This window comes from Klebsiella sp. Shm-1 (genome assembly GCF_040804525.1).
GTDB lineage: Bacteria > Pseudomonadota > Gammaproteobacteria > Enterobacterales > Enterobacteriaceae > Klebsiella > Klebsiella pneumoniae.
On record NZ_CP161823.1, the window covers coordinates 4,773,309 to 4,799,325 of the forward strand.

General features: G+C 52.3%; 23 protein-coding genes. 16 read left to right on the top strand and 7 right to left on the bottom strand.

Features of this window, described 5'->3' with window-relative positions:
- Window positions 1–73: 73 nt before the first annotated feature.
- Entirely contained in the window at window positions 74–205 is a 132-nt protein-coding gene (locus AB1E37_RS23315; RefSeq protein ID WP_002885511.1) for an entericidin A/B family lipoprotein, read from the bottom strand.
- A 73-nt stretch (window positions 206–278) separates the two neighbouring features.
- Complete coding sequence (gene efp, locus AB1E37_RS23320) at window positions 279–845, bottom strand: elongation factor P (RefSeq protein ID WP_002885506.1); 567 nt, start codon at window positions 843–845, stop codon at window positions 279–281.
- 41 nt (window positions 846–886) lie between these two features.
- Between efp and epmB the strand changes: the two genes are divergently transcribed.
- Window positions 887–1,915 carry an EF-P beta-lysylation protein EpmB gene (gene epmB / locus AB1E37_RS23325; RefSeq protein ID WP_002885500.1) on the top strand — a complete coding sequence of 343 codons (1,029 nt, stop codon included), beginning with the start codon at window positions 887–889 and terminating at the stop codon, window positions 1,913–1,915.
- Between the two features lie 121 nt (window positions 1,916–2,036).
- On the opposite strand, the gene AB1E37_RS23330 is transcribed toward epmB, so the two are convergent.
- A complete protein-coding gene (locus AB1E37_RS23330) occupies window positions 2,037–2,681 on the bottom strand; it encodes a winged helix-turn-helix domain-containing protein (protein WP_016831379.1) in 645 nt (214 codons plus the stop codon).
- Window positions 2,682–3,162: 481 nt separating this feature from the next.
- Between AB1E37_RS23330 and AB1E37_RS23335 the strand changes: the two genes are divergently transcribed.
- The 8 genes from AB1E37_RS23335 (at window position 3,163) to yjeJ (ending at window position 13,159) form a co-directional block, all read left to right on the top strand.
- On the top strand, window positions 3,163–3,726 hold the full coding sequence (locus AB1E37_RS23335) for a fimbrial protein (RefSeq protein ID WP_004192507.1): 564 nt from the start codon (window positions 3,163–3,165) through the stop codon (window positions 3,724–3,726).
- A 58-nt stretch (window positions 3,727–3,784) separates the two neighbouring features.
- Complete coding sequence (locus AB1E37_RS23340) at window positions 3,785–4,471, top strand: molecular chaperone (RefSeq protein WP_004177740.1); 687 nt, start codon at window positions 3,785–3,787, stop codon at window positions 4,469–4,471.
- Window positions 4,472–4,506: 35 nt separating this feature from the next.
- Window positions 4,507–7,050, top strand: coding sequence for a fimbria/pilus outer membrane usher protein (locus AB1E37_RS23345; protein ID WP_023283144.1), 2,544 nt, complete (start codon window positions 4,507–4,509; stop codon window positions 7,048–7,050).
- A gap of 23 nt (window positions 7,051–7,073) precedes the next feature.
- Window positions 7,074–8,090 carry a fimbrial protein gene (locus AB1E37_RS23350; protein ID WP_004177744.1) on the top strand — a complete coding sequence of 339 codons (1,017 nt, stop codon included), beginning with the start codon at window positions 7,074–7,076 and terminating at the stop codon, window positions 8,088–8,090.
- A 334-nt stretch (window positions 8,091–8,424) separates the two neighbouring features.
- Window positions 8,425–8,775: a hypothetical protein gene (locus AB1E37_RS23355; RefSeq protein WP_004177746.1), complete on the top strand. Its 351-nt coding sequence runs from the start codon at window positions 8,425–8,427 to the stop codon at window positions 8,773–8,775.
- Between the two features lie 103 nt (window positions 8,776–8,878).
- On the top strand, window positions 8,879–10,165 hold the full coding sequence (locus AB1E37_RS23360; protein WP_085855951.1) for an HlyD family secretion protein: 1,287 nt from the start codon (window positions 8,879–8,881) through the stop codon (window positions 10,163–10,165).
- Window positions 10,158–12,281 carry a peptidase domain-containing ABC transporter gene (locus AB1E37_RS23365; protein WP_016831378.1) on the top strand — a complete coding sequence of 708 codons (2,124 nt, stop codon included), beginning with the start codon at window positions 10,158–10,160 and terminating at the stop codon, window positions 12,279–12,281. Before AB1E37_RS23360 ends, AB1E37_RS23365 begins: the two co-directional genes overlap by 8 nt.
- Before the next feature lie 14 nt (window positions 12,282–12,295).
- Window positions 12,296–13,159 carry a YjeJ family protein gene (gene yjeJ, locus AB1E37_RS23370; protein ID WP_023283143.1) on the top strand — a complete coding sequence of 288 codons (864 nt, stop codon included), beginning with the start codon at window positions 12,296–12,298 and terminating at the stop codon, window positions 13,157–13,159.
- 54 nt (window positions 13,160–13,213) lie between these two features.
- Here yjeJ and AB1E37_RS23375 read toward each other — a convergent pair whose 3' ends face one another.
- The 3 genes from AB1E37_RS23375 to AB1E37_RS23385 form a co-directional block, all read right to left on the bottom strand.
- The gene (locus tag AB1E37_RS23375; RefSeq protein WP_004152419.1) at window positions 13,214–13,567 is read right to left on the bottom strand and encodes a DUF4156 domain-containing protein; all 354 of its coding nucleotides are present in this window, start codon (window positions 13,565–13,567) and stop codon (window positions 13,214–13,216) included.
- A gap of 260 nt (window positions 13,568–13,827) precedes the next feature.
- Window positions 13,828–15,474 carry a chaperonin GroEL gene (gene groL, locus AB1E37_RS23380; protein WP_002885441.1) on the bottom strand — a complete coding sequence of 549 codons (1,647 nt, stop codon included), beginning with the start codon at window positions 15,472–15,474 and terminating at the stop codon, window positions 13,828–13,830.
- Window positions 15,475–15,511: 37 nt separating this feature from the next.
- The gene (locus AB1E37_RS23385) at window positions 15,512–15,805 is read right to left on the bottom strand and encodes a co-chaperone GroES (protein ID WP_004152420.1); all 294 of its coding nucleotides are present in this window, start codon (window positions 15,803–15,805) and stop codon (window positions 15,512–15,514) included.
- Window positions 15,806–16,037: 232 nt separating this feature from the next.
- Here AB1E37_RS23385 and yjeH point away from each other — a divergent pair, with 232 nt between their 5' ends.
- Entirely contained in the window at window positions 16,038–17,288 is a 1,251-nt protein-coding gene (gene yjeH / locus AB1E37_RS23390; protein ID WP_009485424.1) for an L-methionine/branched-chain amino acid transporter, read from the top strand.
- A gap of 51 nt (window positions 17,289–17,339) precedes the next feature.
- On the opposite strand, the gene AB1E37_RS23395 is transcribed toward yjeH, so the two are convergent.
- The gene (locus AB1E37_RS23395; RefSeq protein ID WP_002885425.1) at window positions 17,340–17,816 is read right to left on the bottom strand and encodes an FxsA family protein; all 477 of its coding nucleotides are present in this window, start codon (window positions 17,814–17,816) and stop codon (window positions 17,340–17,342) included.
- A 337-nt stretch (window positions 17,817–18,153) separates the two neighbouring features.
- On the opposite strand from AB1E37_RS23395, the gene aspA reads away from it, so the two are divergent.
- The 6 genes from aspA to AB1E37_RS23425 all read left to right on the top strand — a co-directional run bounded on the left by aspA (window position 18,154) and on the right by AB1E37_RS23425 (window position 25,993).
- The gene (aspA, locus tag AB1E37_RS23400; protein WP_002885424.1) at window positions 18,154–19,590 is read left to right on the top strand and encodes an aspartate ammonia-lyase; all 1,437 of its coding nucleotides are present in this window, start codon (window positions 18,154–18,156) and stop codon (window positions 19,588–19,590) included.
- 115 nt (window positions 19,591–19,705) lie between these two features.
- A complete protein-coding gene (locus AB1E37_RS23405; protein ID WP_002885423.1) occupies window positions 19,706–21,007 on the top strand; it encodes an anaerobic C4-dicarboxylate transporter in 1,302 nt (433 codons plus the stop codon).
- 124 nt (window positions 21,008–21,131) lie between these two features.
- On the top strand, window positions 21,132–21,455 hold the full coding sequence (gene cutA, locus AB1E37_RS23410; RefSeq protein ID WP_002885422.1) for a divalent cation tolerance protein CutA: 324 nt from the start codon (window positions 21,132–21,134) through the stop codon (window positions 21,453–21,455).
- Window positions 21,431–23,227, top strand: a complete 1,797-nt coding sequence (locus AB1E37_RS23415; protein WP_004192532.1) for a protein-disulfide reductase DsbD — start codon at window positions 21,431–21,433, stop codon at window positions 23,225–23,227. The genes cutA and AB1E37_RS23415 overlap by 25 nt, the downstream gene beginning before the upstream one ends.
- A 20-nt stretch (window positions 23,228–23,247) precedes the next feature.
- The gene (locus tag AB1E37_RS23420) at window positions 23,248–23,838 is read left to right on the top strand and encodes a transcriptional regulator (RefSeq protein WP_002885410.1); all 591 of its coding nucleotides are present in this window, start codon (window positions 23,248–23,250) and stop codon (window positions 23,836–23,838) included.
- A 67-nt stretch (window positions 23,839–23,905) separates the two neighbouring features.
- Entirely contained in the window at window positions 23,906–25,993 is a 2,088-nt protein-coding gene (locus AB1E37_RS23425) for a DUF1176 domain-containing protein (protein WP_032448211.1), read from the top strand.
- Window positions 25,994–26,017: the final 24 nt, after the last annotated feature.

Below are 26,017 nucleotides of genomic sequence, written 5' to 3' on the forward strand. Positions count from 1 at the left end.
AGAGAAAAGGAGTATGCGTGGAGGAGGCTGACATACCGGGAGGCAAGCGCCATCAACGAAACGGCAGGGAAATTCAGCTCACAGCGTGAGAGATAGCGTGGCCCAGGCCCTGAATATCTTCACCCACACCGCGGGCGGTATTGCAGCCAGCCAACAGCGCGCTGCTCAGAAAGAGTAACACCAGGAGTTTAACGCTGCGCTTCATGTATCGTGCTCGTTGTGACTGTACGAAAAGAGCGGCGCAGCACGGAGGCTACGCCGGTCATCATGACGCGAAATTACTTCACGCGGGATACATATTCGCCAGAGCGAGTATCCACTTTGATCACTTCGCCAATCTGAACGAACAGCGGAACTTTAACCACCGCGCCAGTAGACAGGGTCGCCGGTTTACCGCCGGTACCCGCGGTGTCGCCTTTCAGGCCTGGATCGGTTTCAATGATTTCCAGCTCAACGAAGTTCGGCGGGGTGACCGCGATCGGCTGGCCGTTCCACAGGGTCACGATGCACTCAGCCTGATCCAGCAGCCATTTAGCGTTGTCACCGATCGCTTTCGCGTCAGCAGACAGCTGCTCGAAGGTTTCGTTGTTCATGAAGTGCCAGAACTCACCGTCGTTGTACAGGTAAGTCAGGTTCATATCGACAACGTCCGCGCCTTCTGCGGAATCGGTAGATTTGAAGGTTTTCTCAACGCGGGTACCGGTCAGCAGACGGCGCAGCTTAACGCGCGCAAACGCCTGGCCTTTACCTGGTTTAACGAATTCGCTGGCTTCTACCGCATAAGGTTCGCCATCTAACATGATTTTAAGACCAGCACGAAAATCGTTGCTATAGTAAGTCGCCATAAGGCCCTCTGAAATTGTTTAACTGGTAGCTAAGCCACAAAATGGCGCATATTGTAACCCTAAATACCCCATCCAGAGAAGATTGGATAACGCAACTTGCCAATGTTGTGACCAGTCCTGATGAACTGCTGCGTCTTTTAAATGTAGACGCTGATGAAAAACTGCTGGCCGGACGCGAGGCCAGACGCCTGTTCCCGCTGCGCGTCCCGCGCGCGTTTATCGCCCGCATGGAGAAAGGCAACCCTAACGATCCGCTGCTTCGTCAGGTACTTACCGCCGAGGAAGAGTTTATCGTCGCCCCCGGCTATTCCACCGATCCGCTGGAAGAACAGCACAGCGTGGTGCCCGGTCTGTTGCACAAGTATCGCAACCGGGCCCTGCTGCTGGTGAAAGGCGGTTGTGCGGTAAATTGTCGTTACTGCTTCCGCCGCCACTTCCCATACGCCGAAAATCAGGGCACCAGGCGCAACTGGCAGACGGCGATGGACTACATCGCGGCGCATCCGCAGCTTGATGAAATCATCTTCTCCGGCGGCGACCCCCTGATGGCGAAGGATCATGAGCTTGACTGGCTGATGACCCAGCTGGAAGCTATTCCGCACGTTAAGCGTCTGCGTATTCACAGCCGCCTGCCAATTGTGATCCCGGCGCGCATCACCGAGACGCTGGCTAGCCGCTTCCAGCGTTCGTCGCTGCAGGTGATCCTGGTTAACCACGTTAACCACGCCAATGAAATTGACGGTGAGTTTCGCGCAGCGATGGCCATGCTGCGTCAGGCGGGCGTCACGTTGCTCAATCAGAGCGTGCTGCTGCGCGGGGTGAACGACAACGCGCAAACCCTGGCCGACCTCAGCAATGCGCTGTTTGACGCCGGGGTAATGCCCTACTACTTGCATGTGCTGGATCGGGTGCAGGGGGCGGCGCACTTCATGGTCAGCGATGATGAAGCCCGTGAAATCATGCGTGAACTATTGACCCTCATCTCCGGCTATATGGTGCCGAAGCTGGCGCGCGAGATCGGCGGGGAACCCAGCAAGACGCCGCTGGATTTAGGGCTGAAGCAGCGTTAATAAACTGAAGGTCTGCCAGGACGTTCTGGCAGACCTTCGGATAGGAAGATTTCGACAGACGGGTGTTAAGGTGACCAGCAAATGACTATCGCACCGCGCTATAACCCCTGGCTGTGACGAGCTACCGGTTTAGCACGACCAACACAATAATATTAATTACAATCATCACGACAATTAGCGCGATTAACCATACGGGTATTTTAAAAGTAACATGCAACCGCTCAGATGCTTTTTCACCTTCTTCCGGTTTATTTGCCATCAAATCACTGCCATGCTTTGATGAGTTTTCTATTAGTGGAAGATTTAAATGAGTGTCAGGCTTTTCCTTTTCTTCAGAAATAAAGTCGACAACTTTATTATTCTGATAATGCGTTAATGTCACCCGATTCATATTCTTGCACTCTTCATCAGAGAGAGGAATGACCAATGTATTCGGAGCGACGCTAAAGCCTTTTTGCCGGACGGTGATAATGATATCCTCAGATAGCCCAGCTTTTACCAGCGATTTTCGCAGCAAAGAGATATTTTGATAGAACGTATTTTGCGAAACGACCACCCCCCGTGTTTCCCATACAGCCGCCAGGAACTCATCCCGTGAAATGACTTTGCCGCAATTCTGCAAAAGCAGCAGCAAGCATCTGGCGGTTGGCGCATTGAGGCTGATGCACTCCCCGTCCCCGGCAAGCGGCCGCAGCTCATTCATATTGGCATTAAATATAATCTCCTGATTAATTATACACCCATTAAATAATACTGCGTCATCCATATCCTTGCCCCACGTAACCCTATTATCCATAATAAAATCAAATGATTTCAACCAAACGATTATGTGAACATTCTTGTTTCAGATGAAAACAGGTACATTTCACATTGAAGTTCAGCCCACAGGATACCGCAGATAAAAAAACAAGCGATAGCTAACTTGCTTAATGGTCAGATTTTCAGATTAAATTAATCTCAACTGGAATCCACATCTCATCAGAGAGGGGGGGCAGCATTAAATTCACAGGTGCTTCATCAACAATTCACAAGCATTTTTTGCACCAGACTTTTAAATTACTCCCGCTTCTCCATGGTTCGCTATGGCAAGCGATATGGTAGCGTTGTTCAACAGGATGATTGGTCTCAGCACTATATAAAGGAATGCTGGCGCTTATTTTCAATATCAATGCGAATGCATACTCCATTCCCTTGATAACTGTTATCAACTCTACACAGGACTAAGTATCTATATATGGATTAATTAAATGAAAAAGACAATCGTAGCTGTAATGGTCGCTGCATCTGCAGTGCTGAGTGCTCAGGCAATGGCAACCAACACCGCTCAGGTAACTGTACTGGGTGAAGTCGCTGATGCAGCTAACTCTTGCGTCGTGACTCCGACTGGTACCCTGAACAACGGTATCGTTCAGCTGATCACTGTGACCACTGCGGAAGCAAATGCTGAAGCTGCAGGTACTCTGTTCAAAACTCAGGACTTCGGTTTTAAAGTTACTGACTGCGCACAGGGCAGCGCTAACCCGGTTACCGGCCTGACTGTAAACGTTGCCGGTGTCACCTCCAGCGATAAAACCATCCTGGACAACACCGCAGCTGGCGGCGCTACCGGTATCGGTATCGGTATCCAGCGTCTCAGCGATTCACATCGCGTAGCCTTCGACGGTTCTGACACCATGACCGAAAGCTACTCTGCTACTACCGGTACTCAGCTGAAGTACACCACTGGTTATGTAAAAGTGAACTCTGCTACTCCGGTAACCGAAGGCCCGGTTAAAGGTGTTGCGACCTTTACTATCGATTACACCATCTAATTTTTCCCCAAAGGGCCCCGCTTCACGGCGGGCCCTTTTTTGCATTCAGAGAAAAAACATGTTCAGGACTTTATTAACTTTCACCGCTTCCTGTGCATTACTCCTCAGCAGTATTGCCCATGCCGGTATTGTAGTGGGATCCACCCGCTATCTGTATAAAGAAGGCGCACGTGAAATCACCGCGCAAATAGAAAATAAAGATGATATTCCCTATCTGATTAAATCCTGGGTTGAAGCGCCGGCAGGAAAAGCGCCCTCTTTTATGGCCACGCCGCCGCTGTTCCGCCTTGAAGGGAAACAACAGAATACGGTTCGTCTGTTTTCTAACGGAAACGTTAATGCGCCGACCGACCGGGAATCCATGTACTATTTTAATGTCATGGCGATTCCTCCGGCAGATGATGCCAAAGCGAATAACAACACCATTCAACTAGCAGTCCGTCACCGTATGCGTCTGGTCTATCGTCCTAAAGCACTTTTCGACCTCTCCCCTAATACGGAAGCGAAAAAGCTCGAATGGCGAAAGTCTGGCACTAAGCTGACGATCAAAAATCCAACGCCCTTTTTCTTCTATTTCCATAGCATCCAGATTGGCAGCAAAGAAGTGAAGCCGGAAGTCAACTCGGTCGCCCCGATGACGACTAAAGAAGTGACGTTAAAAGAAAATATTAATGCCTCCAGCATTACCTGGAAAGTTGTCAATGATTATGGCGGAGCTGGGTCGCTCTACTCCTCATCGCTGTAATAAGAAATTTATTTTATCATTATAGGGATGTGTCTATGCCAAATAAGAATAATGGATTATTCAAACTATCCACCATCTTCTTTGCAATGCTTCCGGCATTGCTTTCTGGTTTGAATAATAAAGCGCAAGCACGTGACTTTTTCGATCCCTCATTCATTAGCTCATTGAATGGTAGCGATCCATCAACCACTCCTGACTTATCCGTATTTCAGACCCAGAACGCGCAGGCGCCGGGGGATTATCGGGTCGATATCATGTTTAATGGCCGCTACCTGGATACCAGGACGATAAAGTTTGTCGCCAACAATCGCGCCAGCAGCGATAACCGCGAACCCGCTCTGGTTCCCTGCCTGAGTCTAAAAGCTCTCGCGGAATATGGCGTAAGGATAAAATCCTTTCCAGAGTTAGCCGAGGATCAAAACGGCTGTGCAAACTTTTCTGTCATTCCGGACACCAAAGCGGATTTTGACTTTACCGCCCAGCGCTTAAATATTTCTATTCCGCAGGCGGCCTTATCCACCACCGCGCAGGGATATATCCCACCGGATCAGTTTGATGATGGCATCAACGCCCTGCTGGTGAACTACCAGTTCAGCGGCTCGAACGACATGCAGGCCAATGATGAATACTACAGCTTGAACCTGCAGTCTGGCCTCAACGTTGGCCCATGGCGTATCCGCAACCTCAGCACATGGAATAAAAACAATAGCGATGCCGGGGACTGGGACTCCGCCTATCTCTATATGCAGCGAAGTATTCGCTCGATCAACAGTAACCTGGTGATGGGCGAAAGTTCATCGCTCTCAACCATCTTCGACAGCGTGCCGTTTACCGGTATTCAGCTGGCCACCGATACCACGATGTTGCCGGAAAGTATGCGCGGCTATGCGCCGATTATTCGCGGTATCGCCAAAACCAACGCCCGCGTCGTCATTAAACAGAACGGCTACCAGGTTTACCAGACCTACGTGGCACCCGGGGCATTTGAAATCACCGATATGTACCCGAGCGGCGGTAGCGGCGACCTTTACGTCAGCGTGGAAGAGTCCGACGGATCCAAGCAAGAATTTGTTGTGCCGTTCGCCACCCTACCGGTCATGGTGCGTGAAAATCAACTGGAGTATGAGATTACTTCCGGTAAATATCGTCCTTACGATGGTGGAGTCGATGAAACGCCATTTACTCAGGCCACCGCGACCTATGGCGTCTCCAGCAGCCTGACGCTTTATGGCGGTATGCAGGCGGCCTCGCGCTACCAGGCGCTGTCGACGGGCCTCGGCTATAACCTGGGCGAGCTTGGCGCCGCCTCGGCAGACGTCACCCAGGCATGGTCGAAAAAGAAAGACGATGAAAAGACCTCAGGACAGTCCTGGCGGGTCCGTTATGGTAAAAACATTGTCGAAACTGGCACCAATGTCACCATCGCGGGCTACCGCTATTCCACCCGCGGCTTTAATACCCTCTCGGAGGTGCTGGATAGCTACTCTAATGACGGTAATTATACCTCTCGCTCACTGCGCAATCGCACCAACCTGACGGTTAACCAAAGCCTGGGTAAAGGCCTCGGTAGCCTGTCGATAAGCGGGTTGATTGAAGATTACTGGGACGATAAGCGAACCAACAAGTCAATTAGCGTAGGTTACAACGGCGGTTTCCGTAATGTGAACTACTATCTGGGCTACAGCTATAACCGCTACACCTGGAGCGGAAATAACTCAGGTAAGGATGCCCAGGACGATCAGCGCATCACCCTGACGGTGACGCTACCGCTGAGCAACTGGCTGCCGGGTACCTATACCAGCTATCAATTAACCAACAGCAATCCGGGATCTACCGATCAGTCGGTCTCCATTGGTGGCGTCGGGCTAGATAACGACAGCCTGGAATGGAGCCTGCAGCAAGGGTACAGCAACCGGGAATATTACAGCGGCGATATGCGTGGGACCTATAACGGTGCCCGCGGCAGCCTTAATGCCGGCTATAGCTATGACAATAACAGCCAACGTATTGACTACGGCGCCAACGGCAGCATCGTCGCTCATGCCGATGGCATTACACTTGGCCAGGACATCACTGACGCCGCCGTGCTGGTTAAAGCGCCGGGCCTGGATAACGTCAAGTTGACCAACGATAACACCATCTCCACCGACTATCGCGGTTACGCTATCGTCCCGTACGTTACACCTTACCGTCGTACCGACATCACCCTTGACAGCACTTCACTGGGTGAAGATATGGAGCTTCCAGAAACTACGCAAAGCGTCGTGCCGACCCGTGGTGCCATCGTGCGTGCTAATTATGACGGCAATATCGGCCAGAGGGCCTTTGTGCATCTGAAAACCGCCAGCGGTCAGGACGTGCCTTATGGCGCGATGGTTCTACTCGCCGGCGACAGCAAATCGCAGCCAAGCATCGTCAGCGACGCCGGTATGGTCTATATGTCCGGGTTGCAGCAGACCGGGATCCTTAACGTCCAGTGGGGCAAAAGCGCCGCGCAGCAGTGCAATGCTTCCTTTACTTTACCAGCCAGGGAAGGCAAAGCGTCTGGCATCAGTCAAATCGAAACGGTTTGTCGCTAATATTGACCAAGGAACAATAAAGAATGAGAAAAATACTTCTTTTTTTATCCCTACTATGCTGTTGTAGCGAGGTAATTGCCAAATGCGATTATTCTGGTTCCGCTGGACAAGCAATGTTTAACATAAGTCCTAAAATCGCAACAGACCCAACAATTCCGGTGGGTACAGTCCTCTATACTAAAAAAGTCGGTACCGGACATTATAAAACATTTGAGTGCAGCAAAATAATGGGAGACCAGTATATTGTTGAATCAACAGCACCGGAAGTTACCGGCGTCACGGGTATAAGGGGCAAACCAGTCTATGAAACCGGCATAGATGGAATTGGCTTTCAGTTTTCAGATCTTCTGAGCAGCAAAAATGGTTCTATTAATCCTGCTGTTGCTCAATCTACAATCGTACCTATTTTAGAATCGAATGAAGATTATAAATTTATGACGGTATGGTTAATTAAAACAAAGCAGGTCATCGATACATCCGGCACCAGTACAAACCCGGTATTTAAATTCTCAGCAGGTAACTTAAGCACCAACCCAAGGGCAGCTGACCGCCTTTTGTTAACAGCAACCCTGAAGTTCAAGACTATTTCATATAAAGATACCTCTTGCGATATTTCAGTATCAGGGCCTAGCCAAATCACCCTGAATAAAATTGAAAAAAACACATTAATGTCCATTTCTCGAGGAGGTACAACTCCATCACAAAAAACTATCAAAATGGATGTGACTTGCCCACAAGGTTCAGTTGGCAACAAGCTTTACTACTGGTTTAACCCTGTTAATGGCACCAGTTCTGCCGGGGATGGGATCATCGATAACATGATAACTGGAACCGAAGCCGCAAATAACGTTGGCGTTATCTTCAAAATTGACAACAAGCCTATAATATTTTACGACGCCGAAACTTATAGCTTCGCCAAGGCACAGGCATCACAAAACTTTACCTTCACCGCCGACTATTATCGCATGAGTGACAATAGCGCTGAAGTCTCTTCCGGTCATGTAAAAGCTATGCTTGAAGTTGTCATACAGGAAGAGTAAAAGTATAACCTCCATACCCCTACAAAAGGTGGATAATGATATCCACCTTTTTTATTTTTATGTCAACAACCAAAAAAATGTCATATATGAATGCAAGAATAAATCAATATATCTGCAGCACATCGATAATAGCTGCGTGCCACCACCTGCTGAATTAGTTACTGTTTTATGAACCTATAAATAGTTTAGATTTGATTCACTATTAACCTCTAATTTCATCAACAATTCATATTTAGTTGAGTTGATTCATACTACAGCAACGACTATCTTTTCTGCGGACCAAATTCTGGTCTGGAATGAATATATAATTTTAATTTTAGTTAAAGGACTAATCATGCACCAATTAACTGTATTTGAAATGGAAGAAATTTCTGGCGGTGCGCTGACCGATACTCTTACCGATATCGTCACCTGGGCCGCAAAAGAAGTTGGCGCTATCGCACTGGGCGCCTCTCTGGGCGCTATTTTTGGTACAGCGTACGCCGGACGTTGGGGTGGCGTAAGTGGCGGTATCTTCGGTATCGGCTCAATCGGCCAGGGTGTAGGGATGATCGCCGGGGTTATTCTCGGTGGCGTTTGCTTTGGTATTGCAGCGGGTATCGTTGGCTGGGATATGACTCTGGATTATGCTCAGGGCGTAATGGATGCTATTTATGACGGCACCCTGAACTTCTGGAGCAACTAAGTTTACGCGCCAATGATTAGCTCAACAGTTTGTTGACAAGCATTCATTAGTAATTAAGGCCTGACGTATCGGGCCTTTTCATTTTATAATTTAAGCGATAACTATGTTAAAAAAAATCTATCGCAAGGAAGCGATTGAGTATAAAAAGCATCACTGGAAAGGAAAGGCACTGCTGCTCGCAGGGCTTCCAGCATGGCTTGTTGCATTACTCTCTTTTGCTTTTCTTGCGATCCTGATAGCCACCACAGTATTTTGCTCCTTTACCCAGAGAATCGACGTTCAGGGAGAGGTCATTACTCTACCTCACTCTGTCAACGTTTATGCCCCGCAGCAAGGCTTTGTTATCTCCCAATATGTAAAAGTCGGCGATATTGTGACCAAAGGCCAGCCGTTATATGAGATCGACATTTCCCGGAACACCACAACGGGTAATGTTAGTGCGGTACAAATAGAGGTCATTAATGAAAAGATCGCAAATGCTGAAGATATCATTTCAAAACTGAATCATAATAAAGAAGAAACAACCATTTCTTTAGAGAAGCAGTTAAAAACAATCAATGATTCGTTAAAAGAAACTAATCGCATGTTGGCTAACGCCCAGGTTGGATTAAAGAAAATGCATGATAATCTATCCAGCTATGATAAGTATTTAAGTGACGGACTGATTACCAAAGACCAATATAACTATCAACACTCTTTGTATTTTCAACAACAAAGCACTTACCAGTCTCTGGTGAGTCAGAAAATGCAACTGGAATCGCAGGTCACTCAGCTCAATAGTGATAAAATTACAAAAATAGCTGATTTTGACAATCAAATCTCGTCACAAGAAAACCAGATTAATGATTATAAAAATCAACTGGTTGAATCAAACGCAAACGGTAACATTATTATTAAAGCAACGACTGAAGGCCGTATTGAATCATTGACCGTCACTAAAGGCCAAATGGTTGATAAAGGCAGCAGTCTAGCACAGATAAAACCTACCGGTGATATAGAGTATTATCTTATTTTATGGTTACCTAACAATAGTATACCTTATGTAAAACCTGGGGATGAAATTAACATTCGTTATGCTGCATTCCCATCAGATAAATTTGGTCAATTCCCGGGAAAAATACTTTCAATATCTTCTGTTCCCACATCTCGACAAGAAATGTCTGAGTATACCAATGTTACGAACGGCACAAACCAGCAGGAACTGGCGCTCTATAAGACCATTGTGAAAATTGAAAACAAAACCTTTGAATATAATGGTAAAACGCTTTCGCTTTCAAATGGCCTCAAGGCTCAAGCTGTTGTATTCCTGGAAGAGCGTCCGCTCTATATGTGGATGTTTACCCCTGTGTATAAGATAACTCAAAGCATTACTGGGCCGATCCATGACTAACGAACTTTTCAAAACTGTTGTTGCAAAGTTAAATTTTTCTCTTGTTAACAAAACGCCCGTTATTCTTCAGTCAGAATCATCAGAATGTGGAATTGCCTGTCTGGCAATGGTCTGTGGTTTTTATGGGTTGAATATCGATCTGTTTAATTTCCGTCAGCGGTTTGGTAGCCCCTCCCAGGGCTCCTCACTAATGTCTCTAAGCAAAACTGCAAAGCATGCCGGCTTAAAAAGCCGGGCGTTAGCTCTTGACCTTGATGAAATAAAGCAGCTTAAACTCCCCTGCATCATCCACTGGGGGATGAACCACTACGTTGTTCTTACAAAGGTAAGGAAAAACGGATTTGTTATTCACGATCCGGCGTTGGGTAAAAGAATCATTGGCATCAATGAGATGTCAAACAATTTTACCGGTGTAGCGCTTGAACTTTGGCCCGATCATAACTTCCAGCAAGAAGAAGCAAAATCCCGATTACGATTGCTGGATTTAATGCATAAAATTGTTGGTTTAAAATCAGCACTGATTAAGATCTTTGCTTACTCTGTAGTGGTAGAAGCTATCGGACTCCTGTTACCGATTGGTACACAGCTAGTCACTGACCATGTGATTATGGCTCACGACCAAAGCTTACTGTCTGTTATCTGTATCGGGTTGATATTTTTTACCCTATTCCGCACGTTTATTAGCATGCTACGTGCATGGACGTCGTTAACGTTAAATACCCTGACAAATATTCAGTGGAAAACGACGTTATTCGATCATCTGACAAGTTTGCCATTATCCTTTTTTGAGAAAAGGCATTTAGGTGATATTCAGTCTCGCTTCTCGTCTTTGGATACGATTCGCTCAATATTTACCAATAGTATCGTTACCGGCATCATCGACTCGATAATGACAATCGGTTTATTGGTGATGCTGACCTTATATGGTGGTTGGTTAGTCTGGGTCGTCATCGGCTTTACCATTTGCTATGCGATTATGCGCTTTGCTACCTATAGCTTTTATCGTCGCGTAACGGAAGAACAGGTCGTCAAAGGCGCACGTGCTAACTCCCACTTTATGGAGTCACTTTATGGCATTTCTACGATCAAAGCACTGAATTTAAAAGAACGTCGCTCACAGCATTGGCTGAATCTTAACGTTGACGCCAGCAATGCAGGTATAAAGCAAACTCGATTCGATATGATGTTTGGTGGCATTAATACCTTTATCACCTCAATCGATCAGGTAGTGGTACTGTGGTTGGGTGCCATTATGGTAATTGATAATGAGATGACGCTCGGTATGTTTATGGCATTTAACGCCTATCGGGGTCAGTTTTCTCAACGTGCATCGAATCTCATTGATTTGGTGATGCAACTTCGTATGCTCTCACTGCACAACGAACGTCTATCAGAAATAGCATTTAGTGAACCAGAAAAAGAACTTCCATCGCGGCGTGTTTTTACGGAAAACACTGGCGTAAAACTTGAAGTGAGAAATCTTAGTTATCAATACGATCCTTTTTCACAACCCATCTTTACAAATTTGAACATAACCGTTGCTCCTGGAGAATCAGTTGCGTTAATTGGCCCATCTGGCGTAGGGAAAACCACACTATTAAAAGTTATGTGCGGACTGCTCTCGCCGGATTCCGGCGAAATACTGGCGGATAATCTGGAGATTAAAAAGATTGGTTTGAATAACTATCGTCTTGGTATCGCCTGCGTACTCCAGGAAGACCGTCTCTTTTCCGGCTCCCTTATTGATAATATAAGTGGCTTCGATGATAGCGCCGATCTTGATTTTGTGATGGAGTGTGCCAGACGGTGCAACATTCATGATGAAATTATGAAGATGGCTATGGGATACGAAACCATTGTCGGCGAACTTGGGCTGGGTATTTCAGGTGGGCAAAAGCAGCGTATCCTGATCGCCCGCGCACTGTATCGCAAACCGAGTATTTTATTCATGGATGAGGCTACCAGCCATCTTGACCTCAGAAATGAGTCGGTTATCAATCAGTCTATTTCAGCGCTAAGTATCACCCGCATTATCGTCGCGCATCGACCATCGACCATTGCATCCGCCGATCGTGTTATCGATCTCTCACAATCGAAGTCGGTGACTACTGCTTAATAAAGGAGAAGAATATGCAAGGAACGTTTATAGGTTTTAATACCGCAGGAATTACCTTTGAAGAGCGATTTTTAGCGTTGCTGCTGAAAGTTAAGAAGGAAAATGGCTTTTGCGAGATTTACTATCTTCAGGCACCGGTGCTAGCTGATCTGCTCCTGATACTGCAGAGCAGAATGGCTGTGATTTTCCAGCGGCTTGAAAACCAGGGAGAGGCCTATAAAGATGAACTTATCACGTATAATGAGGCACTTGTTGCCAATATTCCTCAGGTTGAGACGGCTGAAATACAGCAACCATCCCCTGAGCGGCGAATCATGTCCATTACGCTCAAACCTGGCGAAACACAGTCAACGTTAATTCTTGTATTTCAGGATGAACAAATTAGTACTTTATGTATTGACGATCTGCAAATCGAAGCATTAATTATCGGTATTCAACAAGCATTAAAAACAGTCGGCGACCAGGAACTGGTTCAGTATTTAAGTTCAAATATGGATTTTTTAATGTGCTATACCGTCGACTTAACCACTCAGCCCAATATCGATTACCAGCAACACCCCCAGGAAGACTGGAAGCTAAACCTGTTTTCCCATTATCTGGGCGTGCTGTACTGCTGCGAGACAGACGAAGGCAAGAAAATTGTCTCCGGAGCGGTGGTCAAAACCAGCGCGCCGCATTTGTCGGAACTGGAAAATAACGTTGTGATGTGGCTTATCGAGAAAAGCCCCAAGCTCAAGGCGATGCACGCGGAGCTGGCGCCATGCCAGATCTTCAGTACCATTATCCCTTCCCAGCCGGGAAGAATGCTCAGTCTGGAAGAGTGCCTGCGTCCCCTACACGCCTTCTACCTTGAAAAGAAAGCGGAGCTTAGCGCCTGATCCTCATCTAACGACCACGCCTCTCTCTGCGCTCGCGGAGAGAGGCGTCACGCATCAGTTCGGGCACTTATAAACCTGGCCGTTCATTTCGCTGTCGGTAGGCACAAAGCTCGACAGCAGGTTTTGCGTCGGGCTGCTGACGCCGTAAATCACGTTGCCGCCCATCGCTGCCGCCTGGTTGCGCAGGGCGTTTGCCGCACCGCGCATGGAACCACCCTCATCGCCATTCTGGCCGGAGAGCCAGTTGCTCTGTTTACCCGTCGCGGTCCCTAACAGCTGACACTCTGCGCCCGGCTTCTCCTGCACGAAGCGCACATTCTGGCCGGCAGAGGTTAATTCATTGCTGGAACTGCAACCTGCCAACAGTAAGGCTGCGCCGACAATCCCTGCTAAATATTTTACCTGCATGTTATTCCCCATGATCGATGAGCTGGACGCACTGGCCCGGATGTAAATCTGTCATCCTTCAAACTGCGTCGGCATGAGCCGCGTTCATTTCCTCCCCGGTCGCGCTTGTCAGTTCACGCCCGAAACAGAGGTGCTTGCCGCTCTGATGCAGCTTAAATGATTTTTATGTATAAGCCTTATACTAAAAAGCGCGCCAAAAGAAAAACCCCCAGCCATTGCTGGCCAGGGGTTTCTGCTTTTTTATGCCGTAGAGCGCACGATTACATCATGCCGCCCATACCGCCCATGCCGCCCATACCGCCAGCAGCACCTAAGTCAGGCGCGTCGCCTTTCGGCAGGTCGGTCACCATGCACTCGGTGGTAATCATCAGGCCAGCCACGGAAGCCGCGTACTGCAGTGCAGAACGGGTGACTTTGGTTGGGTCCAGGATACCGAAGTCGATCATGTTGCCGTATTCTTCAGTTGCTGCGTTGTAACCGTAGTTACCGTCGCCTGCTTTCACGTTGTTTGCCACAACAGACGGCTCTTCACCGGCGTTGGAAACGATCTGACGCAGCGGCGCTTCCATTGCGCGCAGCGCAACTTTGATACCGACGTTCTGATCTTCGTTCTGACCGGTCAGGCCAGCGAGTTTCGCCGCAACGCGAACCAGCGCTACGCCGCCGCCAGCCACCACGCCTTCTTCAACCGCAGCACGGGTTGCGTGCAGGGCGTCGTCGACGCGTGCTTTTTTCTCTTTCATTTCAACTTCGGTAGCCGCACCGACTTTGATTACTGCCACGCCGCCAGCCAGTTTAGCGACACGTTCCTGCAGTTTTTCACGATCGTAGTCGGAGGTCGCTTCTTCGATCTGCTTACGGATCTGAGCTACGCGGCCCTGGATTGCGGATTCTTCGCCAACGCCATCGATGATGGTGGTGGTGTCTTTGTTGATAACCACGCGTTTCGCCTGGCCCAGGTCTTCCAGAGTCGCTTTTTCCAGCTCCATACCGATCTCTTCAGAGATAACGGTACCGCCAGTCAGAGTAGCGATGTCCTGCAGCATAGCTTTACGACGGTCGCCGAAGCCCGGTGCTTTCACCGCAGCCACTTTAACGATGCCGCGCATGGTGTTAACCACCAAGGTCGCCAGCGCTTCGCCTTCAACGTCTTCAGCGATGATGACCAGCGGTTTGCCAGCTTTCGCTACGGCTTCCAGAACCGGCAGCATTTCGCGGATGTTGGAGATTTTTTTGTCAGCCAGCAGGATGAACGGGCTTTCCAGCTCAACGGCACCGGTGTCCGGCTTGTTGATGAAGTACGGAGACAGGTAGCCGCGGTCGAACTGCATACCTTCAACTACGTCCAGTTCGTCTTCCAGACCGGTACCGTCTTCAACGGTGATCACGCCTTCTTTACCAACTTTATCCATCGCTTCCGCGATCAGTTTACCGACGGTTTCGTCGGAGTTAGCGGAGATGGTACCTACCTGAGCGATAGCTTTGGAGTCAGAGCACGGAACGGACAGCGCTTTCAGCTCTTCTACTGCAGCCAGTACCGCTTTGTCGATACCGCGTTTCAGATCCATCGGGTTCATGCCTGCTGCAACAGCTTTCAGGCCTTCGTTCACGATAGCCTGAGCGAGTACGGTTGCGGTGGTGGTACCGTCGCCTGCCGCGTCGTTCGCTTTAGAGGCAACTTCTTTCACCATCTGCGCGCCCATGTTTTCGAACTTGTCTTCCAGTTCGATTTCACGTGCAACGGAAACACCATCTTTGGTGATGGTCGGCGCGCCGAAGGATTTGTCCAGAACTACGTTACGGCCTTTCGGGCCCAGGGTCACTTTAACTGCATCTGCCAGTACGTTTACGCCGCGCAGCATTTTTACACGAGCGTCGTTACCGAATTTTACGTCTTTTGCTGCCATTTCTTTTATTCCTCAAATTCGTTCAGGGTCGTGCGAATTAAGCTTCAACAATTGCCAGGATGTCGCTTTCGGACATGATCAGTACTTCTTCGTTGTCGATCTTTTCAGTCTTCACGCCGTAGCCATCGTTGAAAATCACGATGTCACCAACTTTAACGTCCAGCGGCTGCACGGTCCCGTTTTCCAGGATGCGGCCTTTACCGACAGCGATGATTTCGCCACGAGTTGACTTAGCTGCTGCAGAACCGGTCAGAACGATGCCGCCCGCAGATTTGGTTTCAACTTCTTTACGTTTGACGATCACACGATCATGTAACGGACGAATACTCATTGATAGCTCTCCTTCGAGAAAGTCATTATCAGTTATGGGTGACGCCGGGCCGAACGCGGTTTACCGGCTAGTGCAGAGAGAGATGGGGATGGCCATTTCCGGCTTCAAGGGCAAAATTAAAAAAAATTTTTACCTTTGCGCTGGCGCACAAAAAGCGGCCATGTCAGGCAATCGGTCATAAGGAAAAGCGATTGTGATACTCTCTTTTTTTTCACTGGCGCAGGATTGAATCATGAGTGGTTTAAAACAGGAGTTAGGGCTGGGACAGGGAGTTGGGTTGCTTTCCACCTCATTGCTGGGTACCGGCGTCTTCGCCGTCCCGGCGCTGGCGGCGCTGGTCGCTGGCGATAACAGCCTGTGGGCATGGCCGCTGCTCATTCTCCTTGTTTTCCCGATTGCCATCGTCTTCGCCCTGCTCGGCCGCCATTTTCCCAGCGCGGGCGGCGTGGCCCACTTTGTCGATATGGCCTTTGGGCCACGTCTGGCCAGCGTCACCGGCTGGCTGTTTTTATCGGTTATCCCGGTCGGACTCCCCGCCGCCCTGCACATCGCCACCGGTTTTGGCCAGGCGCTGTTCGGCTGGCATGATGCGCAGCTGCTGCTGGCGGAGCTGGGCACCCTGGCCATCGTCTGGTGGGTCGGTTCGCGTGGCGCCAGCTCCAGCGCCAACCTGCAGACGTTGGTTGCCGTACTGATTGTGGCGCTGATCGTCGTAGTCTGGTGGCGCGGCGGGATAAGCCCGGCGCAGATCCCCTTCCCGGCCCCGGCGGAGATTGACCGCGGGCAGCTCTTTTCGGCGCTGTCGGTGATGTTCTGGTGCTTTGTCGGTCTGGAAGCCTTCGCGCATCTCGCCTCGGAGTTTAAACATCCCGAGCGTGATTTCCCCAGGGCGCTGATGATAGGCCTGCTGCTTGCCGGCTCGGTCTACTGGGCCTGCACCGTGCTGGTGCTGCACTTCCACGCCTTTGGCGAGGAGATGGCGGCGGCGGCGTCATTACCGAATATCGTGGTCCGTCTGTTCGGCGTCGAAGCGCTGTGGGTAGCCTGCGTCATCGGCTATCTCGCCTGTTTCGCCAGCCTCAACATCTATATTCAAAGCTTTGCCCGCCTGGTCTGGTCGCAAGCGCAGCATAAGCCACACAGCTACCTCGCAAGGCTGTCGCCACGGCAGATCCCGCGCAACGCCCTCAACGCCGTGCTGGGATCCTGCGTAGTTAGCACCCTTGGCATCTATCTGCTCGATATCAATCTGGACGCGCTGATCGTTTACGCCAATGGCATTTTCATCATGATCTATCTGCTGTGCATGCTGGCGGGTTGTCGTTTGCTTCGCGGTCGCTATCGGCTATTGGCGGTGGTGGGCAGCATTCTCTGTCTGCTGCTGCTGGCGATGGTCGGCTGGAAAAGCCTGTACGCGCTGGTGATGCTGGCGGGGCTGTGGCTGTTTTTACCCAGGCGCAAGCTGGCGACGGGAAGCGTGTAGGCCTGCAAAGAAAGCGGCCCGGTCGCATCTGCTGACCGGGCCGGGGGAATGTTAATCGCGGCGATCGTCCTTATGGTCCAGACGGTCGCGCTGCTCATCTTTGCGCTGGAATTCCCCTTCGAAGGTCTCTCCGCCGCCAGTTCCGGCGCTAAAGCCGCCGCCCGGCATCCGGCTGAAGCGCAGGTGCGGCATCAGCTTCATCGTCAAATGCTTTTGCACCGGCGGCAGCAATAGCAGCAGGCCGAGGAAGTCGGTAAAGAACCCCGGGAGCAACAGCAGCAGACCAGCGATAATCAGCGATACGCTCTTGATCATCTCCGCCGCCGGGCTCTCGCCCGCGGCCATCTTCTGCTGCATCAGCAGGAAGTTTTTGAAGCCCTGGTTACGCACCAGCGACATCCCTACCACCGAGCTAAAGATCACCAGGATCAGGGTCATAAAGACGCCCAGCACGTGCGCAACCTGGATAAAGATCGATATCTCAATGTAAACGTAAAGAAAAAAAGCAATAAACGGAATCCAACGCACCGGCGTCTCCTTCATCAACGGGCGCTGCGTTCAGCGCCCGTAATCATCAATTTGCTGATCGCATCCCACTAACATGGGGATGCTGAGCGGCTTTTCAATCAGCGGAAAGGCTTATTTTTCTCAGGAATAAGAAAGCGGTGACCCATTTCACAGATTAATAAATCTTCTCATACCCGCAATGTAATAAGTGATCAAGCTTACTGATATTCGCTATCATCAGCATATGATCTTGGGCACCGGGCCGGTTAAGGAAATAATCGTCGGCCAGAAAATATACTGAATACTGGATATTCTGTGTGTTTGGTGAATTCATTGGCAGCTTGAAAAGAAGGTTCACATGTTAAACAACATTCGTATCGAAGAAGATCTGTTGGGCACCAGGGAAGTTCCCGCGGACGCTTACTACGGCGTTCATACTCTGCGAGCGATTGAAAACTTCTACATTAGCAACAGCAAAATCAGCGACATACCAGAATTCGTGCGCGGCATGGTCATGGTTAAGAAAGCCGCCGCGCTGGCGAACAAGGAGCTGCAGACCATTCCCAAAAGCGCGGCAAATGCGATTATTGCCGCCTGTGACGAAGTCCTGAATAACGGCAAATGCATGGACCAGTTCCCGGTCGATGTCTTCCAGGGCGGGGCCGGTACCTCCGTAAACATGAACACCAACGAAGTCCTGGCGAACATTGGCCTTGAGCTGATGGGCCACCAGAAAGGCGAATACCAGTACCTGAACCCAAACGATCATGTCAACAAATGCCAGTCCACCAACGATGCTTACCCCACCGGGTTCCGCATTGCGGTGTATGCCTCCATCCTTAAGTTAATCGATGCGATTAAACAGCTGGGCGAAGGCTTCCAGGCGAAAGCCGTGGAGTTCCAGGACATCCTCAAAATGGGCCGCACCCAGCTGCAGGACGCGGTGCCGATGACCCTCGGCCAGGAGTTCCATGCCTTCAATGTGCTGCTTAATGAAGAGACCAAAAGCATTCTGCGCACTGCGGAGCTGCTGCTGGAGGTGAACCTCGGCGCCACCGCCATTGGTACTCGCCTCAACACCCCAGACGGCTATCAACAGCTGGCGGTGCAGAAGCTGGCTGAAGTAAGCAACTTACCGGTCGTCCCGGCGGAAGATCTGATTGAAGCCACTTCGGACTGCGGGGCGTACGTTATGGTTCACAGTTCGCTGAAACGCCTGGCGGTGAAACTGTCCAAGATCTGTAACGACCTGCGCCTGCTCTCTTCCGGTCCGCGCGCGGGCCTCAACGAAATCAACCTGCCTGAGCTGCAGGCTGGCTCTTCAATCATGCCGGCGAAGGTTAACCCGGTGGTGCCGGAGGTGGTCAACCAGGTCTGCTTCAAAGTTATCGGCAACGATACCACTGTGACCATGGCCTCCGAAGCCGGTCAGCTGCAGTTGAACGTGATGGAGCCGGTGATCGGCCAGGCGATGTTCGAGTCGATTCATATCCTGACCAACGCCTGCTACAACCTGCTGGAGAAATGCGTTAACGGCATCACCGCCAATAAAGCGGTATGTGAAGGCTACGTCTACAACTCCATCGGCATCGTCACCTACCTCAACCCGTTTATCGGCCACCACAATGGCGATATCGTCGGCAAGATCTGTGCCGAAACCGGCAAGAGCGTACGGGAAGTGGTGCTGGAGCGCGGACTGCTGACGGCGGCGGAGTTGGATGATATTTTCTCTGCGCAAAACCTGATGCATCCCGCTTATAAAGCAAAGCGTTATACCGATGAAAGCGAACAGTAATCTTTCAGGTTAGTCATTCAAAGGCATGTCAGCGATGACATGCCTTTTTTGCTTTTTGGTTTTACTAAAATACAACAATTCAATATCAACTTGTTAAAAAACAAGGAAGGCATATATGTTTGGTGCAGAACTGGTTATTGTCCTGCTGGCGATTTATCTCGGCGCCCGGCTTGGCGGCATCGGTATCGGCTTTGCCGGTGGCCTTGGCGTCCTTGTCCTGACGCTTATTTTTCAAATTAAACCGGGTGCGATCCCCTTCGACGTTATTGAAATCATTATGGCGGTGATTGCCGCTATCGCCGCCATGCAGGTCGCCGGCGGGATGGATTACCTGGTCAGCCTCGCCGAACGGATGCTGCGCCGCCACCCGAAGTACATTACCTTCCTTGCCCCGCTGGTGACCTGGTTTATGACCGTGCTCGCTGGCACCGGCCATACCGCCTTCTCCACGCTGCCGGTGATCACCGAAGTTGCCAAAGAGCAAGGCATTCGTCCGTCTCGTCCACTGTCGATTGCGGTGGTGGCCTCCCAGATAGCGATCACCGCCTCGCCCATTTCCGCCGCAGTGGTCTTTTTCGCAGGTATCCTTGAACCGCTGGGCGTTAGCTATTTGACGCTGCTGGCCATCTGTATTCCGGTCACGCTGCTGGCGGTGATGCTCACCGCTATCGTCTGCAACTTCCTCGGCTGCGAACTGAAAGACGATCCGGTTTACCAGGAGCGGCTGGCCAAGGGGGAAGTCAGACTGCGCGGCAGCCAGGTATTTGAGCTGCAGCCGCACGCCAAACGCTCTGTCCTGCTGTTTTTGATCGGCATCGTGGCGGTGATGTTCTACGCCACGGCCATCAGCGATACCGTCGGCCTGATTAAGAACCCGGTGCTGCCGCGTAACGAGGCGATCGTGGTATTTATGCTGACCATCGCCACCCTGATTAGCATCACCTGTAAAATCGACACCGGCGAAGTGCTGAACGCCAGCACCTTTAAGTCCGGGATGAGCGCCTGCGTCTGCGTCCTCGGCGTCGCCTGGCTGGGAGATACCTTCGTTAAAGCGCATATCAGCGACATCCAGGCCGTGGCCGGCGATCTGCTGCACAATTACCCATGGCTGCTGGCGGTGGTACTGTTTTTCGCCGCCACGCTGCTCTACTCGCAGGCAGCCACTACCAAGGCGTTGATGCCTGCCGCGCTGCTGCTGGGCGTCAGCCCGCTGACGGCTATCGCCTCGTTTGCCGCGGTCTCGGCGCTGTTCGTTCTACCGACCTACCCAACCCTGCTGGCGGCGGTAGAGATGGACGACACCGGCTCAACCCGCATTGGTAAATATGTCTTTAACCACGCCTTCCTGATCCCCGGCGTTATCGCTATCACGCTGTGCGTGATCCTCGGCTTTATCTTTGGCGGGATTATGCTGTAAATACCGCTGGCGGCGGGCCCACTACGGGCCCGCCTTCCGTTGCCCTCACTTTCCCCGCTCGTTACGCTAATATCCCCGCATCTTGCGTGTTATAGTGCCTCTTTTCGCTGATACGAGGTTCATGATGACTACGCCTGATGCTGTTGTTGTGCTCTGTACCGCGCCGGACGAAGCGACCGCCCAGGATCTGGCGGCAAAAGCGCTGGCGGAAAAGGTGGCAGCCTGCGCTACGCTGCTGCCGGGAGCCACCTCTCTGTATTACTGGGAAGGGAAACTCGAGCAGGAGTATGAAGTGCAGATGCTACTCAAAACTGACCTTGCCCATCAGCAGGCGCTGCTGGACTGCCTGAAGTCACACCACCCGTATCAAACCCCAGAACTGCTGGTTCTACCCGTCACGCATGGAGACAACGATTACCTCTCATGGCTTACCGCATCATTACGCTGATCCTGCTGCTGTGCAGCACATCAGCCACCGCCGGGTTATTCGACGCGCCGGGGCGCTCGAACTTCGTGCCTGCTGATCAAGCTTTCGCCTTTGACTTTCAGCAGCAACAGCATGACGTCAACCTGAGCTGGCAAATCAAGGATGGTTATTATCTTTATCGTCAACAGTTTACCTTCAGCGCCGCCGGGGCGACGATCGACGAACCGGCGCTGCCGGCGGGAGAGTGGCATGAAGATGAGTTTTACGGCAAAAGCGAGATCTTTCGCCAACGCCTGACCGTGCCGGTGACGGTGAAGGAGGCGGACAAAGAGGCTACTCTCACCGTCACCTGGCAGGGCTGCGCCGATGCCGGATTCTGTTATCCGCCGGAGACTAAAGTGATCCCGCTGAGCGCCGTGCGGGCGGCCTCAAACGACGCTCAGCCAACCGCCGCCGCGCCCGTGTCGTCGCTGAACCATCGCCCGGCCTTCAATCCGCCGCTGCCAGTTGAACCGCGCCCGATGGAGGAGAACGCCGTGCCGCAGGCGCCTGCCATGGCGCCGCCAGCAGACGTCCCCGCTCGTCTGCCCTTCACCGCCCTGTGGGCGCTGCTGATTGGCATTGGTATCGCCTTCACCCCCTGCGTGCTGCCGATGTACCCGCTGATTTCGGGCATCGTGCTGGGCGGAAAACAGCGGCTTTCCACCGTGCGCGCCCTGCTGCTGGCCTTTATTTACGTCCAGGGGATGGCCCTGACCTATACCGCGCTGGGGTTGGTGGTAGCCGCCGCCGGGCTGCAGTTCCAGGCAGCCCTGCAGCACCCATATGTCCTGGTCGGCCTGTCGGCGGTGTTTATACTGCTGGCGCTCTCCATGTTCGGCCTGTTCACGCTGCAACTGCCGTCGTCGCTGCAGACCCGGCTGACGCTGCTCAGCAATAAGCGCCAGGGCGGCTCGCCCGGCGGGGTCTTTGCGATGGGCGCTATTGCCGGGCTGATCTGCTCCCCCTGCACCACCGCGCCGCTAAGCGCCATTCTGTTGTATATCGCCCAGAGCGGTAATCTGTGGCTGGGCGGCGGCACGCTGTACCTTTACGCGCTGGGCATGGGTCTACCGTTGATCCTTGTGACCGTGTTTGGCAATCGCCTGCTGCCGAAAAGCGGCCCGTGGATGAGCCATGTGAAAACCGCCTTCGGGTTTGTGATCCTTGCCCTGCCCGTCTTCCTGCTGGAACGCATATTCGGCGACCAGTGGGGGTTACGGCTGTGGTCAATGCTCGGTGTCGCCTTCTTCAGCTGGGCGTTTATCACCTCGCTGGGCGCTACCCGACCGTGGATGCGGCTGGTACAGATCATTCTGCTTGCCGCCGCGCTGGTCAGCGCGCGGCCTCTGCAGGACTGGGCGTTTGGCGCCCCGGCGGTCGAGCAGCAGGCGCACCTGGCTTTCACCCGCGTCAGCTCGGTGGCCGAGCTTGACCAGGCGCTGGCGCAGGCGAAAGGTCAACCGGTGATGCTCGATCTTTACGCCGACTGGTGCGTGGCCTGCAAAGAGTTTGAAAAATACACCTTTAGTTCACCTGACGTGCAGCAGGCGCTGAAAGGCACCGTGTTATTACAGGTTGATGTGACGAAGAACAGCCCGCAAGACGTCGCGCTGCTGAAACACCTGCAGGTGCTGGGTCTGCCGACGATCCTGTTCTTCAACGCTGAGGGTCAGGAACAGCCTGAGCGGCGAGTCACCGGCTTTATGGATGCCGCGGCATTCAGCGCCCATTTGCGCGATTGGCAAGCGTGAGCGACACTTTAGGAGGAAAGATGGAGGAGAACACCGTGCTACGTGAAGACGTCCTGGCAGAAGCCATTAAGATTCTTGAAATTGAAGGTATCGCCAACACGTCGCTGGAGATGGTCGCTGAGCGCGTGTCCTGCCCGACGAGCGACCTGAAACGCTTCTGGCCTGACCGCGAAGCGCTGCTGTACGACGCGCTTCGCTATCTGAGCCAGCAGGTGGATGCCTGGCGTCGTCAGCTCCTGCTGGACGAGACCTTAAGCGCAGAGCAAAAGCTGCTGGCACGGTATGCCGCACTCACCACCTGCGTAAGCAACCAGCGGTACCCGGGCTGCCTGTTTATCGCCGCCTGCACCTTCTACCCGGATCCTCAGCACCCCATTCACCAGCTGGCGGAACAGCAGAAGCAGGCTTCGCTGGCCTACACTCACGAGCTGCTGACTCAGCTGGAGGTGGATGACCCGGAAATGGTCGCCAAGCAGATGGAGCTGATTGTCGAGGGCTGTCTGAGCCGTCTGCTGGTCAAACGTAGCCAGACGGATGTGGATACCGCCCGGCGGCTGGCTGAAGATATTCTACGCTTCGCCCAGTGCCGTATGGGCGGCGCCTTGACCTAATTCTGATATCCTAACCGCCACGTCGCGCCTATAATTTCCCCCTCACTGATTGCTGACAGGGATTGATATGCGCGCGTTCTTCTGGGCTGCCTGGCTGGGCCTCTGCTCTACGCCCCTGCTGGCGGCTCCCCTGCAAGGTTTTTCCTTTGCACAAAAAGACTGGGAGCTCGCCTGCGATAATACCGGCGCCTGCCGGGCGGCGGGTTACGGCGTCCGCATGGGTGAGGTCAGCGTGCTGTTGACCCGCAACGCGGGCCGCGAACAGCACCTCACCGCCACGGTAACCTTTGCGCAAATCGAGCACGATATCCCCGCCGACTCCACCGCCAGCCTGCTGATCGACGACCGGGATTTTGGCGCGCTGGACGCTCTCGACGACAGCCACTTTCGCCTCGACAGCGATCAGACCACCGCCCTGCTACAGGCGTTAACGAATCAGCGCAAAATCGAATTCACCCTTAACGGCCAGCACCTGCCGCTTTCCAGCGCCGGCAGCCGCGAGGTGCTGGGTAAAATGGATGCGTTTCAGCGACGCACCGGCACCGCCGATGCGCTGCTGGATAAAGGCGATGCCGGCGACGATGCCATTTTGCCAGCCACTCCCGCCCCGGAAATTATCGCCGCCCCGGTTCTCCATAACGCGCAGCCAGTGCCGTTGAGTATGCTTCAGCGCCAGAAACTGCTGCCCATCCTGACGCCGCTGCTGAACCAGCGCTGCGACGACTGGCAGAATCAGGCCATTCCGGCGGCAGATCGCCAGATCACGCTGACCGCGCTGGATAAAACCCATTCTCTGGCGCAGGCGCTCTGCTGGCGAGCGCCCTATAACGACGGTTACGCCCTGTGGCTGGTCGATAACGCCCAGTTGAGCAAACCGCGGCTGCTCACTACCGAAGCCTCCAGCTACGCCGACGGCGCTATCGTCTTTTTGCACAAAGAACGGGGCATGGCCGACTGCGTCACCGGCGAGACGCGCGTTTGGGATGGTAAAACCTTTACCCCGAGCCTGAAGTACAGCACCGGTATGTGTCGGGAAATCACCCCGGGTGGCACCTGGATGCTGCCGACCTTTGTCAGCCAGGTGATCCCCAGGCAGCAGAAAGAGGCGGATAACCTGGCTCTGCGCACGTTGTATAACGCAGTGTTGAAAGCGCAAAAAAGCGATCCAGAATTGTCGCTGAATAAGATCGCCGAGCAGTTTCCGTTAACCGGCCATATTACCGACTTCACGCTCACTTACGCCGACGATACGCTGATCACGACCAGTAAACCGTCCCCGGATATCAGCGATGATGAGTGGCAGGCGTTTCTGCGCTCCTCGATTAGCGCGGATTCAGAAAACGGCAAAGTCAGCTTTACCCTTATCGACCTCGACGGCGACGGCAAACGCGACCTGATCATCGACAGCTACGTGGGCGGCACCGGGCTCTTCAGCTACACCGGGGTGCTCAAGCGAGGTGATGATGATTTTGCCGCCGTCAACGGCAGCGACAGTGATAATGGTGATGATTTCGATGCCGGGGTGCCCGGCGCTCTCTTTTCCATTAATGGCCGCGGGGCTAACCAGTGGAACCACTGGGTCAAAATCAACGGCCAGGTGTATGCCCTGTGGTACAATGGCCAGTTTGGCGAAGATAACCTCTACCTGCTACGCCCGTTCAGCACCACCAGCCAGACGCCCGCGGTGACGGTTCGCTATCGCTATACGCTGAACAGCATCCGCTCCCCGGAGAAAGACCAGCCGCTGACCCCCAGCCTGAGCGACGGCGATAAAGCGGACCTGCTGCGCTCGCTGGAGGTAATGCAGGGCAGCCTGCTGAAAGACAGACCCGCCAGCGACAACGACGCGCCGATCTGCCCCATCCCGCCGGGCACCTCCGCTGACGAGGCGGATAACTACTACAGCGGCGTCGCCGTTAACTATATCTATGAGACGGTGGCCTATATTCCGGTCTGGCTGAACGGGAAGTGTTATATCGGCACCATTTTCAGCCATCATGGCGCCTATCGCCACGGCGTGGATGCGGAAATTACCCTGAGCTCGCCGCGTGAGGACGAGGAGGTCATTGGCGATTATCTCATCTCCGGACTACGCCACGTTATCGCCATTACCAGCGGCTGGAAAACCCGCGAGGGCGATAACGGCATGCAGTGAAGTTAAGCCAAAACGCGCCTTTGA